Origin of the sequence: Streptomyces triticagri (assembly GCF_003429565.1) — a bacterium.
Classification (GTDB): Bacteria; Actinomycetota; Actinomycetes; order Streptomycetales; family Streptomycetaceae; genus Streptomyces; species Streptomyces triticagri.
The window spans coordinates 74,179-92,351 of the sequence record NZ_QUAK01000234.1; the positions used below are offsets into that span (position 1 = coordinate 74,179).

Sequence of the window (18,173 nt, forward strand, 5' to 3'; positions counted from 1 at the left end):
GCCGAGATGGACTTCGGCCTGGCCGAGCCGATCAGAGCCGCACTGGTGGAAGCCGTCCGGCGAGGCGACCTCGGCTATTTCCCACCTGACCTGGACGACCGGCTGCGTCGAGCCACTGCGCAGTACCAGGGGACCTCGTACGGCTGGGATGTCGACCCGGGGCGAGTGTGCGCCGTGGGAGACGTGATCGTGGGGCTGGAAACCACCATCGAGCACTTCACTCCACCGGGATCACCCGTCGTGGTGCTCACCCCGGCCTACATGCCCTTCCTGACCGTACCGACGCGGCTGCACCGAGCCGTGGTCCAGGTGGACCTGCGCGAGCAGGAAGGCACGTGGCAACTGGACCTGGAGCGGATCGCCGCAGCGCTCGCCGCGGGCGCCGGACTGGTCGTTCTGTGCAATCCGCACAACCCGATCGGCAAGGTGTACGAAGAATCGGAACTCCGCGCGCTCGCCGATCTCGTGGAACGCCACGGAGCACGCGTCTTCGCCGACGAGATCCACGCGCCGCTCATCTACCCGGGCAGTCGGCACCACTGCTACGCCCCACTCGGCGAACACACCGACCGGCACACGATCACGGCCACCTCGGCGTCCAAGGCATGGAACATCCCGGGCCTCAAGTGCGCACAACTGGTCCTCGGCAGCGAGGACCACGCGGCCTGGAGGGGCATCCGTCACAGCGCCTCGCGCGGAGCATCGAACCTGGGCGCGGAAGCGACGATCACCGCCTACCGCGACGGGGCACCGTGGCTGGCCGAGGTCATGCACCACCTCGACAGCAACCGCCGGCTGCTCGGCGAACTGATCGAGGCGCATCTCCCCGGAGTCCGCTGGTCCGCACCCGACGGTACGTACCTCGCCTGGCTGGACTGCCGTGCGCTGGGCCTCGACTCGAGCCCCGGCACGCACTTCCTGGAACAGGCGGGGGTCTCGGTCGCCGACGGCCGACTCTGCGGAGCCGCCGGAGAGGGCTTCGTACGAGTCAACTTCGCCACCCCCGCCCACATTCTCGAGCAGATGCTCAGGGCAATGGGCAAGTCCCTCGAGTCCCCCTGAACAAAGCGGCATGTGTCACGCACCGCTTCATGCACGCACACCCAGAAAGCGAGCTCACTGTGAACCGACCGTCGATCGCCGTCATCGGGGCGGGAGTTGTCGGACTGTCCATCGCCCGGTCCCTGTCACTGGCCGGCGCCCGGGTGACGATCCACGAGCGCAACCGGATCGGATCCGGCACCAGCTCGGGCACGTTCGCCTGGGTCAACTCGAACGGCAAGTCCCCTGATTCGTACCACGAGTTGAACCTGGCGGGCATGCGGGAGCACGAGGAGCTGCAGCGCACGTCGACCTCCGAGGCACAGTGGTACATGCAGACCGGCACATATGAATGGACGACGAAGCCGGAGGTCGCCGAGCGTCTGCAGCAGCGGGTCCAGCGACTGACCGACGCCGGCTATCCCGTACGCAAGGCCACCACCGACGAACTCAGGGCCAGGATCCCGGAGCTGCGCATCCACCCCCGCTCCTCGGAGATCGTGCACTTTCCCAGCGAGGGTTACCTCGCCCCGAGCGTGCTGCTCGCGCGCCTGTGGTCGGAGGCCAAGGCCAACGGCGCGGAGCTGCGCGCCCCGGTCGATGTTCTGGACGTCGTCGAGGACAGCAGCGGCGTGACCCTGCACCTGAGTACCGGAGAGACCTGGCGGGGCGACTTCGTGGTCAGCGCCGTCGGGCGGTGGAGCGAGTCGATGATGAAGACGCTCGGCAAGCAGTTCGCCATGATCGATCCGGACCTGCCCAACAAGTTCGCCTGCGGGTTCCTCGGCTCCACCGACCCTCAGTATGTGCAGTTGAGTTCGAACCTCATCACACCCGAGTTGAATGTGCGGCCCGACGGAGGCGGCCGTCTGCTGCTGCAGACACCGGACCTGGACCACCGGGCAGATCCCGCGTACCAGGCCGACACCACCGGGCTGATCGGTCAGGAGATGCTGGCGCGGCTGCACCGCCTGTTCGACAACACCGCGGGCGCGCGGATCGAGCGGATCGCCGTCGGCCAGCGTGCGCGCCCGGCCGACGGGCTGCCCGCGGTCGGGTTCGTCACCGATGCCGCGCGGGTGTACCTCGTGGCCACCCACAGCGGGATCACCCTGGCACCGCTGCTCGGCCGGCTCGTCAGCACCGAACTGCTCGACGGCGCGCGTTCGCCACTGCTCCACGACTACGCCCCCGATCGGCTCGTGGGCAGGACCGTCGCGGACTTCCCCAAGTTCGCGACGCTGCACTATCCCGCGGCGCAATAGCCACCTGATCGTCCAGCCCCTCGGGCCTCCCAGGAGTGGGCGAATGACCCGTGCCGAGCTCCGGTTAGGGTGGCCTTGCCGGGCGGGACGTTTCGTAGGGCGACTCAGGGGAGGCGCATCGTGGTGGAGGGTGAACGGCCGGGTGGAGGGGCGAAGGCGGAGACGCCGTCCGTGATGGTCGAGCGGCCGCCGTTTCACAGTCGGTTGATCACGGATCCCGGAGTGCTCGGGGTGCTCGACGAGCTGTACGAGCGCGAGCGGCACATCAACTGGGAGGCGTACGCGCACGATCCGGATCCGTTTCAGCACTCCGGGACCGGATTCTCGCTCAGCCCCGAGCAGGGGGACCAGCTGTACCTGCTGGTCCGGCACGGGCAGGCGCGCCATGTCGTCGAGTTCGCCACGTCCCTCGGCTTCTCCACGATCTTCCTTGCCGCGGCGCTGCGTGACGGTGGCCGAGGAAGGGTGTACACCGCCGAGCTGGTGCCGGAGAAGGCGGCGCAGGCCCGGGAGAATCTCGCCCGTGCCGGTCTCGGCGACTATGTCACGGTGCTCGAAGGGGACGCCCGGGAGACGCTCGCCGCCGTTCCCGACGGGATCGACTTCGCGCTCATCGACGGCTGGGAGCCGATCGTCTCGCTCGACGTCCTCAGGCTCATCGAACCGAAGCTGAGGTCCGGCGCGTTGGTCTACAACGAGAACCGGGACCGGGAGTTCCTGGACTATGTGCAGGCGCCCGACAGCGGGTACGGGAATGTGCCGCTGCTCAGCGGCTCCGCCTACAAGCCCCAGGGCGAACTCTCGCTGCGCCGCTGATCACCGAGCCGGGCGCGCGGCGGCGCCCGTCCGCCGGTACGCACCACGGCCTGAAGCGCCTCGTGGCCCGGCCGATATCGTGGCCGGGCCACGACAGGGGCCGTCCGCGGGTACGGGCGCGGAACGGCCGGCACGGGCGCAGTGTGAGGAGCGCGAAGTGTGGGACGGCACGGGGGTCGACGAGCCCGGGCGTTTGATAGCCGGGCGATATCGCCTGATGGAGAGGATCGGGCGCGGCGGCATGGGGACCGTCTGGCAGGCCGAGGACGAGGTGCTCGGCCGGCACGTCGCGGTCAAGAAGCTGCATCTGCCGGGGAGTCTGGAGGACACCGAGCGGGCCAGGCTCTTCGAGCGCACCCGGCGCGAGGCCCGCAGCGCTGCCCGCATCACGCACCCCAACGTCGTGGTGGTGCACGATGTCGTGGACGACGACGGGCTGCCCTGCATCATCATGGAGCATGTCCGGGGATCCGCGCTGGACGAGATCCTGAAGAAGAACGGGCCGCTGACTGCCCCTGAGGCAGCGAGAGTCGGCGCCGGGATGGTCGCGGCGCTGCGGGCGGCACACGGCGCCGAAGTCCTCCACCGCGATGTGAAGCCGGGCAATGTGCTCCTCGGCGCCGACGGACGCGTGGTCCTCACGGACTTCGGCATCGCCGTCGTCGCCGACACCTCGACCCTCACCCGCACCGGAGAACTGGTCGGGTCCATCGACTTCCTGGCCCCGGAACGCCTCCGCGGCGGCGACCCCGCACCGGCGTCGGACCTGTGGGCCCTGGGCGCCACCCTGTACCAGGCGGTGCAGGGGTATCCGCCGTTCCGCCGGAACACCCCGTTCGAGACGGCGTACGCGATCGCCTTCGACGCCGTCGAGCCTCCGGCCGATGCGCAGGCGCTGGCCCCGCTGATCGACGAACTGCTCGCCAAGGACCCGGCCGAGCGGCCATCGGCGGCACAAGTCGAGGAGCGGCTGCGGGAGTTGACGTCCACGACGGCCGTTCAGACCGTACGTCACCTCCCTCCGGATCCCGCGCGCACCGCCCCGACGGCCCCCATGGCGCAAGCGCCGGGCACTCCCACCCCTGGTGGGCCCGGCGGCGGACGCGGGCGCGGCCGCCGGGTGGTCCTGTGGGCGGCCGTCACCACCGTCGCGGTGGCACTCGCGGTCGGCGGCACGTTCCTCCTGATGCAGGGCCGGGGCGACGACAAGGACTCACCGCCCCAGGGCGGCCCCGAGCCGACCAGGAGCGCCGAACGCACCCCCACGGCCGAGCCGTCCCCGGTGCCGCAGGGCTACCGCCTCGTACACGAGAAGCAGTTCGGCGTCTCCTTCCCCGTACCCGAAGGCTGGACCCGCAAGGACCTCCCGGAGGACAACGAGGGCGTGGCCTACATCGACCCGGCCGGCCTGGTCAGCCTGCGCGTCGCGACCGTCGACCTGGCGAGCACCGACCCGCTGCAGCGCTGGAAGGACGACGAGGCCAGATCGATCGAGGAGGGCAAACTGCCCGGATACCGGCAGATCCGGATGCAGAGCACGGCCTACCGGGGCATGCCCGCCGCGATATGGGAGTTCACCTGGCAGGGCCGCGCCCGCCAGTTCCGCGCCCAGGACCTCGGGTTCGGGGAGCCGGGCAAGACGGAGTACGCCATCTACCTCTCGGCACCGAGTGCGGACTGGAACCGGCACAAGAAGGTCTTCGCGGACGTGCGCAACGGATTCCGCTTCGACAAGGGCAGCCGGGACTAACAGCGTCGCCGGGAGCGGGCGGCAGTCAGGTGCCGCCCGCCCGCTCCCAGAGGTGCCGCGGCCCTCAGGCCGTCGCGATGGCCGGGTCGCTGACGCCGGGCCTGCCGGTCTCGACGTGGCCGGCCAGCCGGCGCAGATACGTGCTGTCGCCCTCGGCGAGGATCCTCAGGTCGTACCAGCGCTTGGAACGGGCGAGGCCGATCGTGTGCGTCAGCTTCGCGCCAGGACGCACCGTGAGCTTCTCGCTGCGGCCGCCGTAACCGTTGGTCAGGTGCAGCGTCACCTTGGACTCGCCGGAGTTGGTGACCGTCAGCTCGATGCCGCCGCTGCGCGACAGATGCCGCGCGGTGACCTCGGGCCCCGGGGCCGTCGCCGTGCCCCGGAAGGTGCGCAGAAAGCCGTTGGGGCCGTGCACGGTGAGGTCGTACGCGCCGTCGGTGGACGCCGTCGACCAGGTGTCCGAGAGCGTCTTGCCGGCTTCCGTGGAGTACACCCAGGGGCCGTCCGTGCGGTTGCCCGATGTGACATGGAAGTGGGCACCGGACTTCCGGCCGCCGCCGAAGGTCAGCGTCACCGCACCCGTCCCGGCGTCCGTCGCGCTGTCGGCCAGCGGGGCGTACGGCAGCGGGCGAGTGCGGCGGGAGCCCTTCTCCTGCTTCAGCGACTGCGGGGTGTCGGGGCGCACCGGGACGTAGGAGTCATGGCGTTCGTTGTCGGTCGGCTCGTAGTCGTCCACGTCCGGGAGCTCGGGCCGGTCGGTGTCCTTGAGGGAGAAGTCGAAGGCGGAGGTCAGGTCGCCGCAGACGGCGCGGCGCCACGGTGAGATCTGCGGCTCGTGGACGCCGAAGCGCTGCTCCATGAAGCGGATGATCGAGGTGTGGTCGAAGGTCTCCGAGCAGACGTAGCCGCCCGTCGACCACGGCGAGACGACGAGCATCGGCACCCGCGGGCCCAGGCCGTAGGGGCCGGCCTGGTTGTCGGCGTCGCCCGCGTAGTAGTCGGCCGCGGTGTCCATCGTCGCGGCGCCCTGGTCCTTGGAGGCCGGCACATACGGCGGCACGACGTGGTCGAAGTAGCCGTCGTTCTCGTCGTAGGTGATGAACAGGGCCGTCCGGCTCCACACCTCCGGATTGGAGGTCAGCACGTCGAGGACCTGCGCGATGTACCAGGCGCCGTAGTTCGTGGGCCAGTTGGGGTGCTCGTCGAACGCCTCGGGCGCGGTGATGTACGAGATCTGCGGCAGCTCGCCCGCGGCGACGTCGGCGCGCAGGTCGTCGAGCAGCTCCCCGCCCTTCTTGATCTCGGTACCGCGCCGCGACTTCTCGTAGAGCGGCTCGCCCGGCTTCGCCTTGCGGAAGGTCTCGTTGTACAGCAGCGTGTTGCAGCCGTAGCAGCCGATGTACGCGTCCTCGGTCCAGCCCCACTCGCCCTCGGCGTTCAGGCCGTTGCCGATGTCCTGGTAGTACTTCCAGGAGATCCCGGCCTCCTCGAGGCGCTCGGGATAACTGATGCCCTCGTTGCCCGGCTTGTCCCCGGAGACGACCTGCCCGCCGATTCCGGACGGGTCGCCGCCCTGGTAGCCCGTCCACATGTAGTAGCGGTTGGGCTCGGTGTTGCCGATGTACGAGCAGTGGTAGGCGTCGCACACGGTGAACTTGTCCGCGAGGGCGTAGAAGAACGGGATGTCCTCCCGCGTCATGTACGCCATCGTCTCCTCGGACTTGGCGGCGATCCAGCCGTCGTACGCGCCGTCGTTGAGCGCCTGGTGGCTGCCGTTCCAGCTGTGGTCGAGGCCTGCGAGGAACTTCATGCCGAGGTCCTCGTCGTCCGCCCGGTAGGGCAGCACCTCGGTGTCGGAGCCCGGCTCCTTGGGCTGGTGGAAGACGGACTTGCCGCTCGGGAGAGTCACGGGACGCGGGTCGCCGTGGCCGCGTACGCCCCTCATCGCGCCGAAGTACTGGTCGAAGGAGCGGTTCTCCTGCATCAGGACGACGATGTGCTCGACGTCCTTCAGGGAACCGGTACGGCGCGCCGCGGGTATCGCGGCCGCCCGGTCGATGCTGCTGGACAGGGCGGCAAAACCTGCGGTTGCTCCCGTTATCTGCAGGAAGCGGCGCCGATTGAGTTCGGGCATGCTGAAGACCTCACAAAGATGCGCGTGTTGCCGATGGGACGCGCGAAGTCTGCCAAGGTCAGGACCGGTGCGGAAGCAGCGGGTCCAGGTCGGGGAGCTCGGGCGGCCCGCTCAGGCCGCTCCCGCCGCGTCCTTCGGGACCCGGAGCGTCGGCTCAGCCCGCAGTGCGGCGACGTCCGCCCCGCACTCGGTCAGGACCCGCTCGACCTCCGCCGCGGACGTCTCGTCCGTACCGGCCTTGTCGAGGAGCGCGGCCAGCAGATGGGTCGTGCCGACCGTCGGTGCACCCTGGGCGGAGGCGGTGAACTGGGTGACATGCAGGAGCCTGCGTTCGAACGGTGCGGCGCTCTCGACCTCCCCGGGGTCCCCGGCGCCGGCGGCCGAACTCGCCGAGTCGCTCAGCACACGGGCGAGCGCGTCCTGTCGGGCGCCGTGCCGGCGCAGTAGTTCCGCCCCGCGGCTGTCTGCCGCCAGCCGGCCCGGGAGCTCACGGCCCGCGACGGTCAGCGCGCGGTCCAGGGCCAGGATGCCGAGGAGCACGTCGACGGGCTGCTGCTCCGCCGCCCCGCGCCGTACCGTTCCCCGCAGGGCCTCCGCACGCACCGCGCTCACCACCGCGGAGCCGAAGCCGGCGCCGCCCCCGAAGACCCAGGCGGTGAACTTCCGCGTCAGCGGATTGCCGCTCCTGCCGAACGTGCCGGCCGTGCGCAGCATCAGGACCGAACCGGGCTCAGGCGCCGGGTCCTCCCCGAGTGACCGCTGCAGCGCGGCACACGCGGCGGAGATGTCCAGCTTCTCCACCGTCATGGCTTCCCGCGCCCGGGTGTCGGGCAGCGCGAGCAGGGCGTACGCCACATCGCCGACGCGCACCGACAGGGCACCCCGCTGCCGTGCCGTCTCGAGCGACCTGCGCAGGCAGGCCCGCAACGCGCCGGTCAGCGGCGGGAGTTCGACGGCGGCCGCCACCTCGTCCTTCCTGCGGTTCCTCCAGCGCAGCCGCTTCGCCTGCTCCTGACGCACCTCCCGCCAGAAGGCGTCGATCTCCCGCCCGTCCTGCGGGGCCTCCACCGCTCCGTCGCCCGCGTCGGCGCTGATCCAGACCGAGGTGCCACGGGCCCCGATCGAACCGCCGAGAGAGCCGGAGGCCTTGATCCCGGGGGCGATCGCGGAACCGGCGGCCGAATCCCCGGACACCAGGGCGCTCAGGACGCTCTCCGTGCCGACGTCCGTACGCTCCTCCTTGGCGGCCCTGTTCATCGCCTCGAGGAACAACTGGACGACGTCCCGCTCGAATTCGGTGGTCGCTCCGGCGCTGCGGTCGGGGGTGCGCGGATCCATCGGTCTCCCTCTGCTCGGCTGTGGTCCGGTCAGTTGTGGTTCTCGTCGATGACGTCCGCGATGCCGTCCTTGACCTGTACGACCACGTCGACGCCGTTCTTCGCCGCCGCCGTGAGCTGGTCCTCGGTGCAGGGCGTGTTCGGGCTCTCCGCGTCGCCGCAGATCAGACCGGAGCCGTTGATGGTGGTGTCGGTCGAGGTGAAGAACGCGCGCTCCTTGCCCTGCTGGTCCGCGACCGTGTACTTGCCCGGGGCCAGATGGCCGAGCTTCCCGGACCAGCTGCCGGAGGGCTTGTCGCTGCCGCCGCTGCTCGCGTGGTCCTCGACGATGCTCACGGCGATGCCGTTCCTGAGCTTGACGGTGGCGCTCACACCGTCCTTCGCGGCCGCCTCCAGCTGGGCCTCGGTGCAGGGAGTCGCGGCCTGACCGTCCGCATCGCCGCAGATCTTGCCCGCGCCCTCGATGTCGGTGTCGGTGGAGGTGACGAACGCCTGCTGGGTGTCCTTGAGATCGGAGACGGTGTACTTGCCGGGGGCCAGATAGGTGACGTTCCCGAACCAGGTGCCGGTCACTGCCTTGCCGCCCGACGCGGCCCCGCCGCCGGTGTGCGCCTCTTTGCCGTCGCCTCCGTCCTTGCCGGCCGAGGCACCCGTGTCACCCGAGTCGGAGTCGTCGGCCTTCCCCTTCGCGTCCGAGCGTGAGCCCGACGACCCGGAGCCGTGCGACTTCCTGCCGTCGGAGTCGCCTCCCTGACAGGACGTCAGCAGCGCGGTGGTCGCCACCAGAGCGGCGGCGGTCAGGACGGTCTTGCGGCGGTGGCTGCGAAGCATGCCGTGGCTCCCCGTGGACGTACGAAAGCGGCCGGGTGCGGGACCCGGCCGGAGTTGTGCTTGGTCGACCGACATCGTGTCCGACCGGTCGACGCCGGGGGAAGGGCGGTTACGAGGTGATGACACAGCCGAGGTGATCATGAGACTTGCGGGCGGCACTCGGGCACGCGGCGCCCGGTCCGGGCAGACTTCCCACGCGATCGCGGGCACTTCGGGCGCTGCGGTCCGGTCCGGGGAGGGCGACCCGGACCGCGGAGAAAACGGAGCGGCGGTCCGGCCTCCTGCCGCATAGGCTGCCTGTTCCACAGATCAGGGAGGATCCGGCGCATGAGCAGCACCGCGACACCGTTTCCCGCGCGGGTCGAACTGACCGGCGAGGGCCTGGTCCTGCGGGACTGGACGGAGGCCGATCTGGCCGCGATGCCGGGCCTCTTCGACCATCCCGACATCGCCCACTGGACACCGATCGTGTCCCCCTTCGACGCCGCCGCGGCCCGCGCACGCCTGGTCCGTGACCGGGAACTGCGGGCCGAGGGCACGGCCATGCTGCTCGCCGTCACCGTCGACGGCGGTGCACCGCTCGGTGAGGTGATGCTGCGGTGTGCCCCCGAGGGCACCGAGATCGGGTACGCCATCGGTCCCGCGCACCGCGGTCAGGGTCTTGCCGCGCGGGCGGTGCGGGTGATGGCCGCGTACGCCTTCGAGCAGCTCCGCGTGGAGCAGGTGATCCTGGAGCTCGAGGCGGAGAACACGGCGAGCGCCGCGGTGGCCGCGAAGGCGGGATTCACGCTGCTCGACGTGCCGCTGATCGAGGGCGAGGAGAAGGGCAGGCCGTATGTCCTGCAGACGTGGGGTCTGCAGTCGCCCGGCAGCGGTCGGGAGCCGCAGGATCCCGACAGGCGCGGAGCGACTCCGCCCCCGCTGCTGGGAATCAACCACCTCACCCTGCCCACGACGGACCTCGACCGGCTCCTGTCGTACTACACGCAGGTGCTCGGAGCCGGCTTCGCCTTCGAGCGCGCGGCGACCGCGACCGGCCCGCGGATCGCCGCCCTCGACGTCGGCGGGAACGACCACCTGATGCTGGTCGGGATGACCGCCGCGCCCCGGACCGACCTGGACCCGCTGGGGCAGGCCGGCTGGGGTCTGCGCGTGGGCTCGCTCGCGGAACTGGAGGAGATGCGCGAGCGGATCCTGGCCGCCGGACACCGGGTCGATCCGATCGTGACCCTGCCCGCCCAGTGGACGATGACGGCCCACGACCCGGACGGCCGCCCCGTCGACATCCGCGCCCACCGCCCCCGCACCGGCAGCTGACGGCCCCGGCTCAGAGCCGGGTCAGGACCCGCAGCTCGGCATCGTGCTCCGCACTCCACTGGAACGGCAGCCCGGAGTGCGCCAGGTACGCCCCGCCGTACTCCGCACCGGAGTGCTCGTCGCGGTAGCGTGCGGCGGTGTCCAGGCCGCGCAGGCGCAGCCGCGCGGCGCACCCCGGGACGAGTGGACTGCCGTCCAGGCGACCGGTGTTGAGTGCGGTCACCGCGAGACGGGAGCCGTCGCCTGCGGTGAACTGCACTCCGCAGGTCGCGTCGGACGGCGTCCCCAGCAGATGTGTCTCACCGTGGTGGACGAGGCCGCGGATGTCCTTGTAGCGGGCGATCCAGCGGGCCGCCTCCTTGCGCCGGTCCGCCGGCCAGGCACCGATGTCCGCGCCGATCCCGAGGACGCCCGACATCGCATTGACGAAGCGGAAGGCGAGGGAGCGCGGCCGGGGGTCGAAGAGCCCGGGGGAGTCGGTGACCCAGGAGCTCATGGTGTGCGGTGCGTGGGCGTGCAGATAGCCGTACTGGATCGAGAGCCGGTCCAGGGGCGCGGTGTTGTCGCTGGGCCAGACCACGTCGGTGCGGGCCAGGGTGGCATGGTCGACGCGGCCGCCACCGCCCGCGCAGCCCTCGACCGTGACGTGCGGGTGCGCGGAGCGCAGATGGTCGAGGACGCGCAGATAGCCGGCGACGTGCTCGGCGTCCAGGTCCGTCGACTCCGGGTCCGCTCCCGGCCGCCCTCGCTCGGTCGGCGGGCGGTTCATGTCCCACTTCAGGTACGAGACGGCGTGCCGGCCGAGCAGCCGGTCGAGGGTCTCGAGGACGTACTCCTGCACTTCGGGCAGCCCCAGGTCGAGCAGGAGTTGATTGCGGACCAGGCGCGAGGGGCGCCCCTCGAGGCGGTACACCCAGTCCGGACGGGCCCGGTGGAGCTCCGACCCGGGGCTGACCGCCTCGGGCTCGACCCACAGGCCGAAGTCCAGACCGAGACCGCGTACGTCGTCCACGAAGCGGTCGAAGCCCTGCGGGAAGGCGGCGGGGTCGGGCGTCCAGTCGCCGAGGCCGCCGGTGTCGTCGTGGCGGCCGGTGAACCAGCCGTCGTCCACGACGAAGAGCTCCACGCCCATCTCGGCTGCCCTGCGGGCGAGTTCGAGCTGTCCGTCGGCCTCCACGGCGAACGACGTGGCCTCCCAGGAGTTGTAGAGGACCTTGCGGGGACGGTCCAGACGATCCCCGGCGAGCCGGCGTTCGTAGCGGTGCCACACCCGGGCGAGTCCGTCCAGACCGTCCGGGCTGAACGCACAGGCGAGGCGGGGAGTGGTGAGGGTCCGCCCGGGGTGCAGGACGAGCGCGGACTCGTGCGGGACGCGGCCGGCGCCGACCCGCACCGTGCCACCGGGTTCGGCCTCGGCGGTCATGTGCCAGTTGCCCGGCCACTCCAGGGCGATGCCGTACGTGGGGGTGTCGCCCTCGGCCGGCAGGCCCGCGTCCTGCACGGCCATCCAGGGAGCGTGGGCGTGACCGGGGGTGCCCTGGGTGCTGCCGGTCTCCAGACGGCCGCGCCGCAGCCGGGTCGTGGTGCGCTGGAACTCCTGGGACCACTGGCCGGTCAGATGGGTGAGGCGTGCCCCGGCCTCGCCGACGGGGATGTTCACGGCTCCCGAGTCGAGCCGTTCGAGGCGTACCGCGGAGGTGCCGGTGGCGGTGAGGTCCGTCCAGCGCTGCACGATGTCGGTGCCGGGGACGGTGGCGTAGTGCAGGACGACGCGCAGGCCGGGCACATCGTCGTGGAAGGTGAGGGCGAGCGATGTCGGCCCGTCCTGCGCCGCGCCGGCGAAGCGCCACCACACTCCGCGCTCCCGGCCCGGGGCGGCGGCGATGAGCTCGCCGCGGGTGAACGGGCGCAGACCGTACGGGATGTACTCGGCCCGGGCGGTGTCGGCGGGGGTGATGAAGTGCGTTCTGCGCGACCACTCCAGCGGGGAAGGACCGTCCTCCGCGCCGTGCGGCCCCCAGGCGGACAGCTCGGGCCAGACACCGGCGCCGGGCCCGTCGCCCGCCCCGTCGCCGCCGAGGGTCACGGCGTACACGGTGTTCTCGGTGCGCAGCAGCCAGCGGTCCTGCTCGCCGGGCGTCGCGCGGGGGGTGGTGCTCACTTGACTGCTCCTAGGTTGAGGCCCGCCACGAAGTGGCGCTGGAAGCGGAGGAAGACCAGGACGGTGGGCGCGGCGGCGATCACGGATCCCGCGGCGATCACGTTCCACTGTGAGACGTACTGGCCCTGAAGTCCGAGCAGCGAGGCGGTGATCGGCATCCGGGTCTCGGTGCGCAGGACGGTGATCGCCCACAGCAGGTCGTTGAAGATCCAGGTGAACGACAGGGCGCCGAGTGCGGCGAGCGCCGGCCGGGACAGCGGCAGGACGATGCGCCAGTAGATCTGCGCCGGGCCCGCACCGTCGATCACCGCGGCCTGCTGCACCTCGGCGGGGATCGCCCGCATGAACCCGTGCAGGACGAACACGAAGAAGCCGATGCCGAAGCCGACCTGCACACCGATCAGCGCCCACAACGTGTCGTGGAGGGCGAAGAGTTCGGCCATCTTCGAGACCGGGATGAGCAGGATCTGCGGCGGCAGCAGATTGCCGCCGAGCATCACCAGGAGCAGCGTCCGGCGACCGGGCAGGTCGTAGCGGCTGAGCGCGAAGGCCGCCATGGAGGCGAGCAGCAGGGAGAGCAGCACCGTGGGGACGGTCACCAGGAGGCTGTTGACCAGGGCGCGCTGCTGGCCGCCGTCCGTCCACGCCTGGGAGAAGCCGTCCAGGGTGAACGAATGGGGCAGTGCGCCGAGGCCGTTGGCCGCGATGTCGTCGAAGGAGCGGACGGCGGTGACGAGGACGAGCGCGATCGGGATCAGCCACAGCACCGAGAGCAGTCCCGCGCCGGCGTGGAATCCGACGGTGGCGGCCCGACGCCGGTGCAGGGCGCGGCTGTTGGTGGCCTGGGTGGCCTGGGTGGCCTGGGTGGTCGGTGCGGGTGGTGTGGTGGTGCGCATCAGTCTGCCTCCCGGAAGGCGCGGACGAGGTAGGAGGCGATGACGCCGAAGGCCAGCACGAAGATGACGACGGACAGGGCGGACCCGTAACCGAGGCGCAGGGACTCGAAGGCGGTGGAGTACATGTACGTGCTCAGGAGCTCGGAGGAGTGGTACGGGCCGCCCTGGGTGAGCGCCCAGACCACGTCGAAGGAGCGCAGCGAGTCGATCACGATGACCGAGAGCACCACCGCGTTGACACTGCGGAGTTGAGGCAGCGTCACATGGCGGAAACGCTGCCAGGGTGTGGCGCCGTCGACCTTGGCCGCCTCGTGCAGCATCGGATCGATGCCCTTGAGCCCGGCGAGATAGAGCACCATCACATAGCCGACCTGACGCCACAGGGCGGGTACGAGGACGGCGTACAGGGCGGTGTCGCGGTCGGCGAGCCAGGAGCGGGTGAGCCCGTCCAGACCGACCCCTTCGAGGACGTTGTTGATCAGCCCGTCCGGCTGGTACATCGCCTGCCACACCAGGGCGGTGGCGACGAGCGAGAAGACCACCGGCAGGAACAGGGCCGCCCGGTAGAAGCCGACGCCGCGGCGTTCCTGCTGCAGCAGCAGCGCGGCGCCGAGACCGAGCAGCGCGGACAGGCCGCCGAACAGGAGCAGCCACAGCGCGGTGTTGACGGCCGCGTCCCGGAAGACCTGGTCGCCGAACATCTCCCGGAAGTTGTCCAGGCCGACGAACTGGGCGGCCGAGATGCCGTCCCAGTCGGTCACCGAGAGATAGAAGCCCTGGAGGGCGGGCCAGAACACCCAGAAGCCCTCGATGAGCAGCGGAAGCAGTACGAAGGTGACGACGACAGGGTGCACCCGGGTGGCCGCGCCGCGGCGGCGCCGGGTGCGCGGTGGCCGGGACGCGGGGACGGGTGGAGCTTCTTCGAGGACGGCCATGTCACTTGCCCCAGATCTTCTCGGCGTCCCGCTGCCAGGTCGTGAGGATCGAGCCGATCTTCTCCGGCTCGGCCAGGTAGCGGATCAGTGCGGTGTCGGCGGTCGGCGCCAGTTCGTCGCTCGAGTCGCGGTTGAAGAACTGGGTGACCTCGTCGGCGCCCTCGATCAGGGCGCGCCCCTTCTTCACCAGGGCGGTGCCGCTGTCCTTGGCGTCGGGATGGGTGGGCAGCGCGGTCCCGGACGAGCCCTTGAGGTAGAGCTCCTGCGCCTCGGCGGTGGCCAGATAGCCGAGCAGCTCCTTCGTCTGCCGGGTGCGCCGGCTGCGGGCGCTGGCGAAGTAGCCGTCGGTGGGGGCCTCTTCGGCCATCGGCACCTCGGGGTCGATGGCGGGGAAGCGGAAGAAGTCGATGTCGTCGAGCCCGCCCTTGGGCACGGCGTCGGCGAAGAAGGTGCCGATCAGCATCATTCCCGTACGGCCCTGCAGGAGTTCGGTGGTGGCGTCCTGGAAGGGCAGCGCCGTGCTCTTGGAGTCGAGGAAGGGTCGCGCCTCGTCCCAGCGGTCGAAGACCCGCCGCACCTCGGGGTCGTCGAAGCGGTGCCGGCCGGCGAGCAGGTCGCGGTGGTACTGCGGGCCGTTGATCCGGATGTTGAGGTAGTCGAACCAGGAGGACGAGATCCAGGCGGTGTTGCCGCCGGCGCCCATGCCGATCGGCTCGACCTTCTTGCCCTTGAGCTTGTCGCACAGATCCAGGAACTCGTCCCAGGTCTCCGGCGGGCTCACACCCCACTTCTCGAACTGGGACTTCCGGTAGAAGAACGCCCACCAGTAGTACGTGGTGGGGACGAACACCTTGGTTCCCGAGCGGGTCGAGCAGAGGCGCTTCAGAGCGGCGCTGTAGCGGGAGAGGTCCGGACCCTTCCACAGGTCGTCCAGGTCGAGCAGGAGATCGCGCTTGGCGTAGGCGTCGGCGACCGAACCCGGGTACCAGGTGTACAGATCGGGCGGGTTGGCCGAGGTGAGGTAGGTCGGGAGCTGGGTGCGGAAGGTCTCCGAGGCGATGGTGTTGAGCGAAACGCGGCTGCCGCCACGGGAGTTGAAGGCGTCGACGACGGTCTGCAGCGCGCTCTTCGCCTGCGGGGACGAGAGGTTGGACTGCAGGGTGACCGCGCCGCCGGCCGTACCGCCACCGGAGCGGACGGAGGTGACGCAGCCGCTGAGCATCGCCGAGAGACCGGCGGCGCCGGCGCCGGTCAGGAACCGGCGGCGACTTGGGAGAGAGGTGGCCATGAAGTGACTCCTGAGGAGGCCCCGGCGGACCGGTCGAGCGGTGAACCGGGGGCGCGGCCGGTCCGCCGAGGCGTGAACTAGTCGGAGAGCGCGGTCAGTCGGAGCCGGTCGCCCACGCCGCGGTAGGCCGCGACGAGGGACACGTCGTCGCCTCCGGCGGCCGCGAGGGAGCCCTGGGTCGCCGCACTGGGGAAGTCGGCGCGCTTGCTCCAGTCCGTCCACTCGGTGCCGTCACCGTCGGACGTGCCGGGCAGGGAGCGCTGCCACACGGTGTAGTCACCGGCCCGTGCGTACAGCCGTACGGTGTCCCCGTCGAGCGCCAGCGAGGGGCTGCCGCCCACCGAGCCGCCGAGCGAACTCCACTGCGACCAGCTGCCGTTCGCGTCCTTCACCCGGGTCCACAGCGCACTGTCCGTACCGCGTACCACCACATGGACCCGCCCCTGCGCATCGGCGACGGCGGCCGGGTCGTCGTACAGGCCGTGTCCTTCCGGAGTGCCGAGGTCGGTCCAGTTGGCGTCGGGGCCGGACTTCGCGAGCAGGTCACCGTCGGTGCCGCGGGCGACGACGGTGGTGTCCTGACCGCCCGTGCCCGTGCCCGCGGCGGCGAGCGCCGAGCCCAGTCTGCGGTCGTCGACGCGCTGCCACGCGCCCTGGCGGTCGCCGCTCAGTACCTTGCGATAGCCGCGGCCGTCCGCCGCGCGGACATACACTTCGACGTCGCCGTCCCGGGTGGCACGCGCGGCAGGGCGACCGGTCACGCGGCCGCCCGGCGGCGTACCCAGGCTCTCGCCGTCGCCGGCCCGCTGCCCGTCCCGCACCGTGTGCCGCCGCACAGAGCCGGCCTTGTCCCGTACGAAGAGGTCCGTCCGGCCGTCCGCCGTACGCACCGCTGCGGGGTCCTGCGAGGAGCGCGCGCCGAGTGCGGTGCCGGGCGCGGAATCCTCGCCGCTCAGCTTCAGGAACGCCGTGCCGTGCGCGGGCACCCGCACCGTGTACGTGTCGCGATGTGTGCCCTTGTCCGCACGGGCGCGCAGGTCACGCACCCGGACCGGCCCGTCGAGGCCCGCGTCGGAGAAGCGGACGGTGCGCTCGGCGTCGTCGTCGGAGCGGTTGAGCAGCACCACGGCCCGCTTGCCCGTGCCCTGCAGCACCTTGCTGTACACGTCACCGGTGTCGTCCGAGGCCACCTTGGCGCCCTGGATCGCCAGCGGGTCCTGGTCGACGCCGAGGATCTCCGGATTGCGCAGGGTGTCGATCATGCTCTGCGGCAGGGTGCGCGGATCGGCGCCGATCACCAGCGGCGACGCCATCACCGACCACATCACCAGCTGGGTGGTGGACTCCTCCTCGGTCAGCTCGCGCGAGCCGTCCTCCATTCTGCGCATCGGGATGAGGTAGTCCGGGTCGTTGTAGCGGCCGGGGCTCTGGGCCTCGGGGTGCGCCATGTTGGCGTCCAGGTTCCGCAGGATGTTGGGCCACTGGTTCTCGGAGGGCGTGCCGAAGGCGACATCGGTGCCGGTACGCCAGGAGTCGCCGTACCGCGGGCCGAAGCGGTAGTTGTTCTTCGCGTCCTGGGCGGGCGTGTGCGGGATGCCCCAGTCGTCCGTGAGCGGGTTGCACAGATTGAGGATCATCGGCCGGCCGGCCTTCCGTACGGCCTCGCTGAACTCCTTAAAGGCGGGCTCGGGGTCGGCCTTCTCGGTGATGCCGCACAGGAAGTCGACCTTGATCGCGTCGAACTTCCAGCCCGCGAACTGCCGGGCGTCCTGGTCGTAGTGGCCCCTGCTGCCGAGGCCGCAGGTCTCGCCGCCGTCGTAGGTCCCCGCGTCCGTGTAGATGCCGGCCTTCAGGCCGCGCTTGTGCAGATAGTCGACCAACGCCGGGATGCCGGACGGGAAGCGGTCCGGATGCGCGACCAGGCGGCCCTGCGCATCGCGCGGAGTGTCGGCCTGCCAGCCGCCGTCCAGCCAGACGATGTCGTACCCGCTCTTCTTGAGACCGCTGCTCACCAGGTGGTCGGCGACGTCCTTGACGGTCTCCTCGGTGGGCTGACCGACGGCGAAGTACGTGTTCCAGCCCATGTACGGGGTGGGGGCGAGCGGGCGTTCCTCCGATGCGCTCCTGGTGGCCGAAGTGGCCGAAGTGGCCGTGTGGGACGGGGAGTCGGCGGCCGACGCCGGTGCGGCCGGCAGGGTCGCGGACAGCAGCGCCGCGGTGAGCAGCGCGGGCCCGACCGTCGCTGCGTGGGGTGAAGTCACAGAGCTCTCCTGACGAGGTGCTGACAACCGGGAGGGCGCTGCGGTCTCCAGGATGTGTCCGAACGGCAGCGCTCGCGACGACTGTTGTCGCAGGGTCCGGCCGCTGTCAATAACAATTACTAATTAAGTAAAAGTCGCTCG

General features: G+C 70.8%; 13 protein-coding genes. 5 read left to right on the forward strand and 8 right to left on the reverse strand.

Going from position 1 to position 18,173, the window contains the following annotated elements; genetic code table 11:
- Positions 1 to 6 precede the first annotated feature (6 nt).
- The 4 genes from DY218_RS31685 (at position 7) to DY218_RS31700 (ending at position 4,872) form a co-directional block, all read left to right on the forward strand.
- Complete coding sequence (locus DY218_RS31685; protein WP_199566915.1) at positions 7 to 1,062, forward strand: MalY/PatB family protein; 1,056 nt, start codon at positions 7 to 9, stop codon at positions 1,060 to 1,062.
- A gap of 59 nt (positions 1,063 to 1,121) precedes the next feature.
- The gene (locus DY218_RS31690; protein WP_128559619.1) at positions 1,122 to 2,306 is read left to right on the forward strand and encodes an NAD(P)/FAD-dependent oxidoreductase; all 1,185 of its coding nucleotides are present in this window, start codon (positions 1,122 to 1,124) and stop codon (positions 2,304 to 2,306) included.
- A 120-nt stretch (positions 2,307 to 2,426) separates the two neighbouring features.
- Entirely contained in the window at positions 2,427 to 3,122 is a 696-nt protein-coding gene (locus DY218_RS31695) for an O-methyltransferase (RefSeq protein WP_233521997.1), read from the forward strand.
- A gap of 217 nt (positions 3,123 to 3,339) precedes the next feature.
- Positions 3,340 to 4,872: a serine/threonine-protein kinase gene (locus tag DY218_RS31700; RefSeq protein WP_128559620.1), complete on the forward strand. Its 1,533-nt coding sequence runs from the start codon at positions 3,340 to 3,342 to the stop codon at positions 4,870 to 4,872.
- A gap of 64 nt (positions 4,873 to 4,936) precedes the next feature.
- Here DY218_RS31700 and DY218_RS31705 read toward each other — a convergent pair whose 3' ends face one another.
- The 3 genes from DY218_RS31705 to DY218_RS34680 all read right to left on the reverse strand — a co-directional run bounded on the left by DY218_RS31705 (position 4,937) and on the right by DY218_RS34680 (position 9,174).
- On the reverse strand, positions 4,937 to 7,006 hold the full coding sequence (locus DY218_RS31705; RefSeq protein ID WP_128559621.1) for a phosphocholine-specific phospholipase C: 2,070 nt from the start codon (positions 7,004 to 7,006) through the stop codon (positions 4,937 to 4,939).
- Between the two features lie 111 nt (positions 7,007 to 7,117).
- Positions 7,118 to 8,344 carry a Clp protease N-terminal domain-containing protein gene (locus DY218_RS31710; RefSeq protein ID WP_128559622.1) on the reverse strand — a complete coding sequence of 409 codons (1,227 nt, stop codon included), beginning with the start codon at positions 8,342 to 8,344 and terminating at the stop codon, positions 7,118 to 7,120.
- Between the two features lie 29 nt (positions 8,345 to 8,373).
- Positions 8,374 to 9,174, reverse strand: a complete 801-nt coding sequence (locus DY218_RS34680; protein WP_199566916.1) for a hypothetical protein — start codon at positions 9,172 to 9,174, stop codon at positions 8,374 to 8,376.
- Positions 9,175 to 9,501: 327 nt separating this feature from the next.
- Here DY218_RS34680 and DY218_RS35530 point away from each other — a divergent pair, with 327 nt between their 5' ends.
- Positions 9,502 to 10,491: a GNAT family N-acetyltransferase gene (locus tag DY218_RS35530; protein WP_233521998.1), complete on the forward strand. Its 990-nt coding sequence runs from the start codon at positions 9,502 to 9,504 to the stop codon at positions 10,489 to 10,491.
- Between the two features lie 10 nt (positions 10,492 to 10,501).
- On the opposite strand, the gene DY218_RS31725 is transcribed toward DY218_RS35530, so the two are convergent.
- The 5 genes from DY218_RS31725 to DY218_RS31745 form a co-directional block, all read right to left on the reverse strand.
- Positions 10,502 to 12,652, reverse strand: coding sequence for an alpha-galactosidase (locus tag DY218_RS31725; RefSeq protein ID WP_128559623.1), 2,151 nt, complete (start codon positions 12,650 to 12,652; stop codon positions 10,502 to 10,504).
- Entirely contained in the window at positions 12,649 to 13,548 is a 900-nt protein-coding gene (locus DY218_RS31730; RefSeq protein WP_128559624.1) for a carbohydrate ABC transporter permease, read from the reverse strand. The genes DY218_RS31725 and DY218_RS31730 overlap by 4 nt, the downstream gene beginning before the upstream one ends.
- Complete coding sequence (locus DY218_RS31735) at positions 13,548 to 14,483, reverse strand: carbohydrate ABC transporter permease (RefSeq protein WP_128559625.1); 936 nt, start codon at positions 14,481 to 14,483, stop codon at positions 13,548 to 13,550. The genes DY218_RS31730 and DY218_RS31735 overlap by 1 nt, the downstream gene beginning before the upstream one ends.
- 1 nt (position 14,484) lies before the next feature.
- A complete protein-coding gene (locus DY218_RS31740; RefSeq protein WP_128559626.1) occupies positions 14,485 to 15,771 on the reverse strand; it encodes an ABC transporter substrate-binding protein in 1,287 nt (428 codons plus the stop codon).
- 77 nt (positions 15,772 to 15,848) lie between these two features.
- On the reverse strand, positions 15,849 to 18,032 hold the full coding sequence (locus DY218_RS31745; protein ID WP_233521999.1) for a glycoside hydrolase family 27 protein: 2,184 nt from the start codon (positions 18,030 to 18,032) through the stop codon (positions 15,849 to 15,851).
- Positions 18,033 to 18,173 lie beyond the last annotated feature (141 nt).

What these genes read in the sequence shown, in the direction of transcription:
- DY218_RS31735 (WP_128559625.1), bottom strand. Translation starts at nt 14,483, where the DNA reads ATGGCCGTCCTCGAAGAAGCTCCACCCGTCCCCGCGTCCCGGCCACCG.
- DY218_RS35530 (WP_233521998.1), top strand. Translation starts at nt 9,502, where the DNA reads ATGAGCAGCACCGCGACACCGTTTCCCGCGCGGGTCGAACTGACCGGC.
- DY218_RS31740 (WP_128559626.1), bottom strand. Translation starts at nt 15,771, where the DNA reads ATGGCCACCTCTCTCCCAAGTCGCCGCCGGTTCCTGACCGGCGCCGGC.
- DY218_RS31730 (WP_128559624.1), bottom strand. Translation starts at nt 13,548, where the DNA reads ATGCGCACCACCACACCACCCGCACCGACCACCCAGGCCACCCAGGCC.
- DY218_RS34680 (WP_199566916.1), bottom strand. Translation starts at nt 9,174, where the DNA reads ATGCTTCGCAGCCACCGCCGCAAGACCGTCCTGACCGCCGCCGCTCTG.
- DY218_RS31710 (WP_128559622.1), bottom strand. Translation starts at nt 8,344, where the DNA reads ATGGATCCGCGCACCCCCGACCGCAGCGCCGGAGCGACCACCGAATTC.
- DY218_RS31685 (WP_199566915.1), top strand. Translation starts at nt 7, where the DNA reads ATGGACTTCGGCCTGGCCGAGCCGATCAGAGCCGCACTGGTGGAAGCC.
- DY218_RS31700 (WP_128559620.1), top strand. Translation starts at nt 3,340, where the DNA reads ATGGAGAGGATCGGGCGCGGCGGCATGGGGACCGTCTGGCAGGCCGAG.
- DY218_RS31705 (WP_128559621.1), bottom strand. Translation starts at nt 7,006, where the DNA reads ATGCCCGAACTCAATCGGCGCCGCTTCCTGCAGATAACGGGAGCAACC.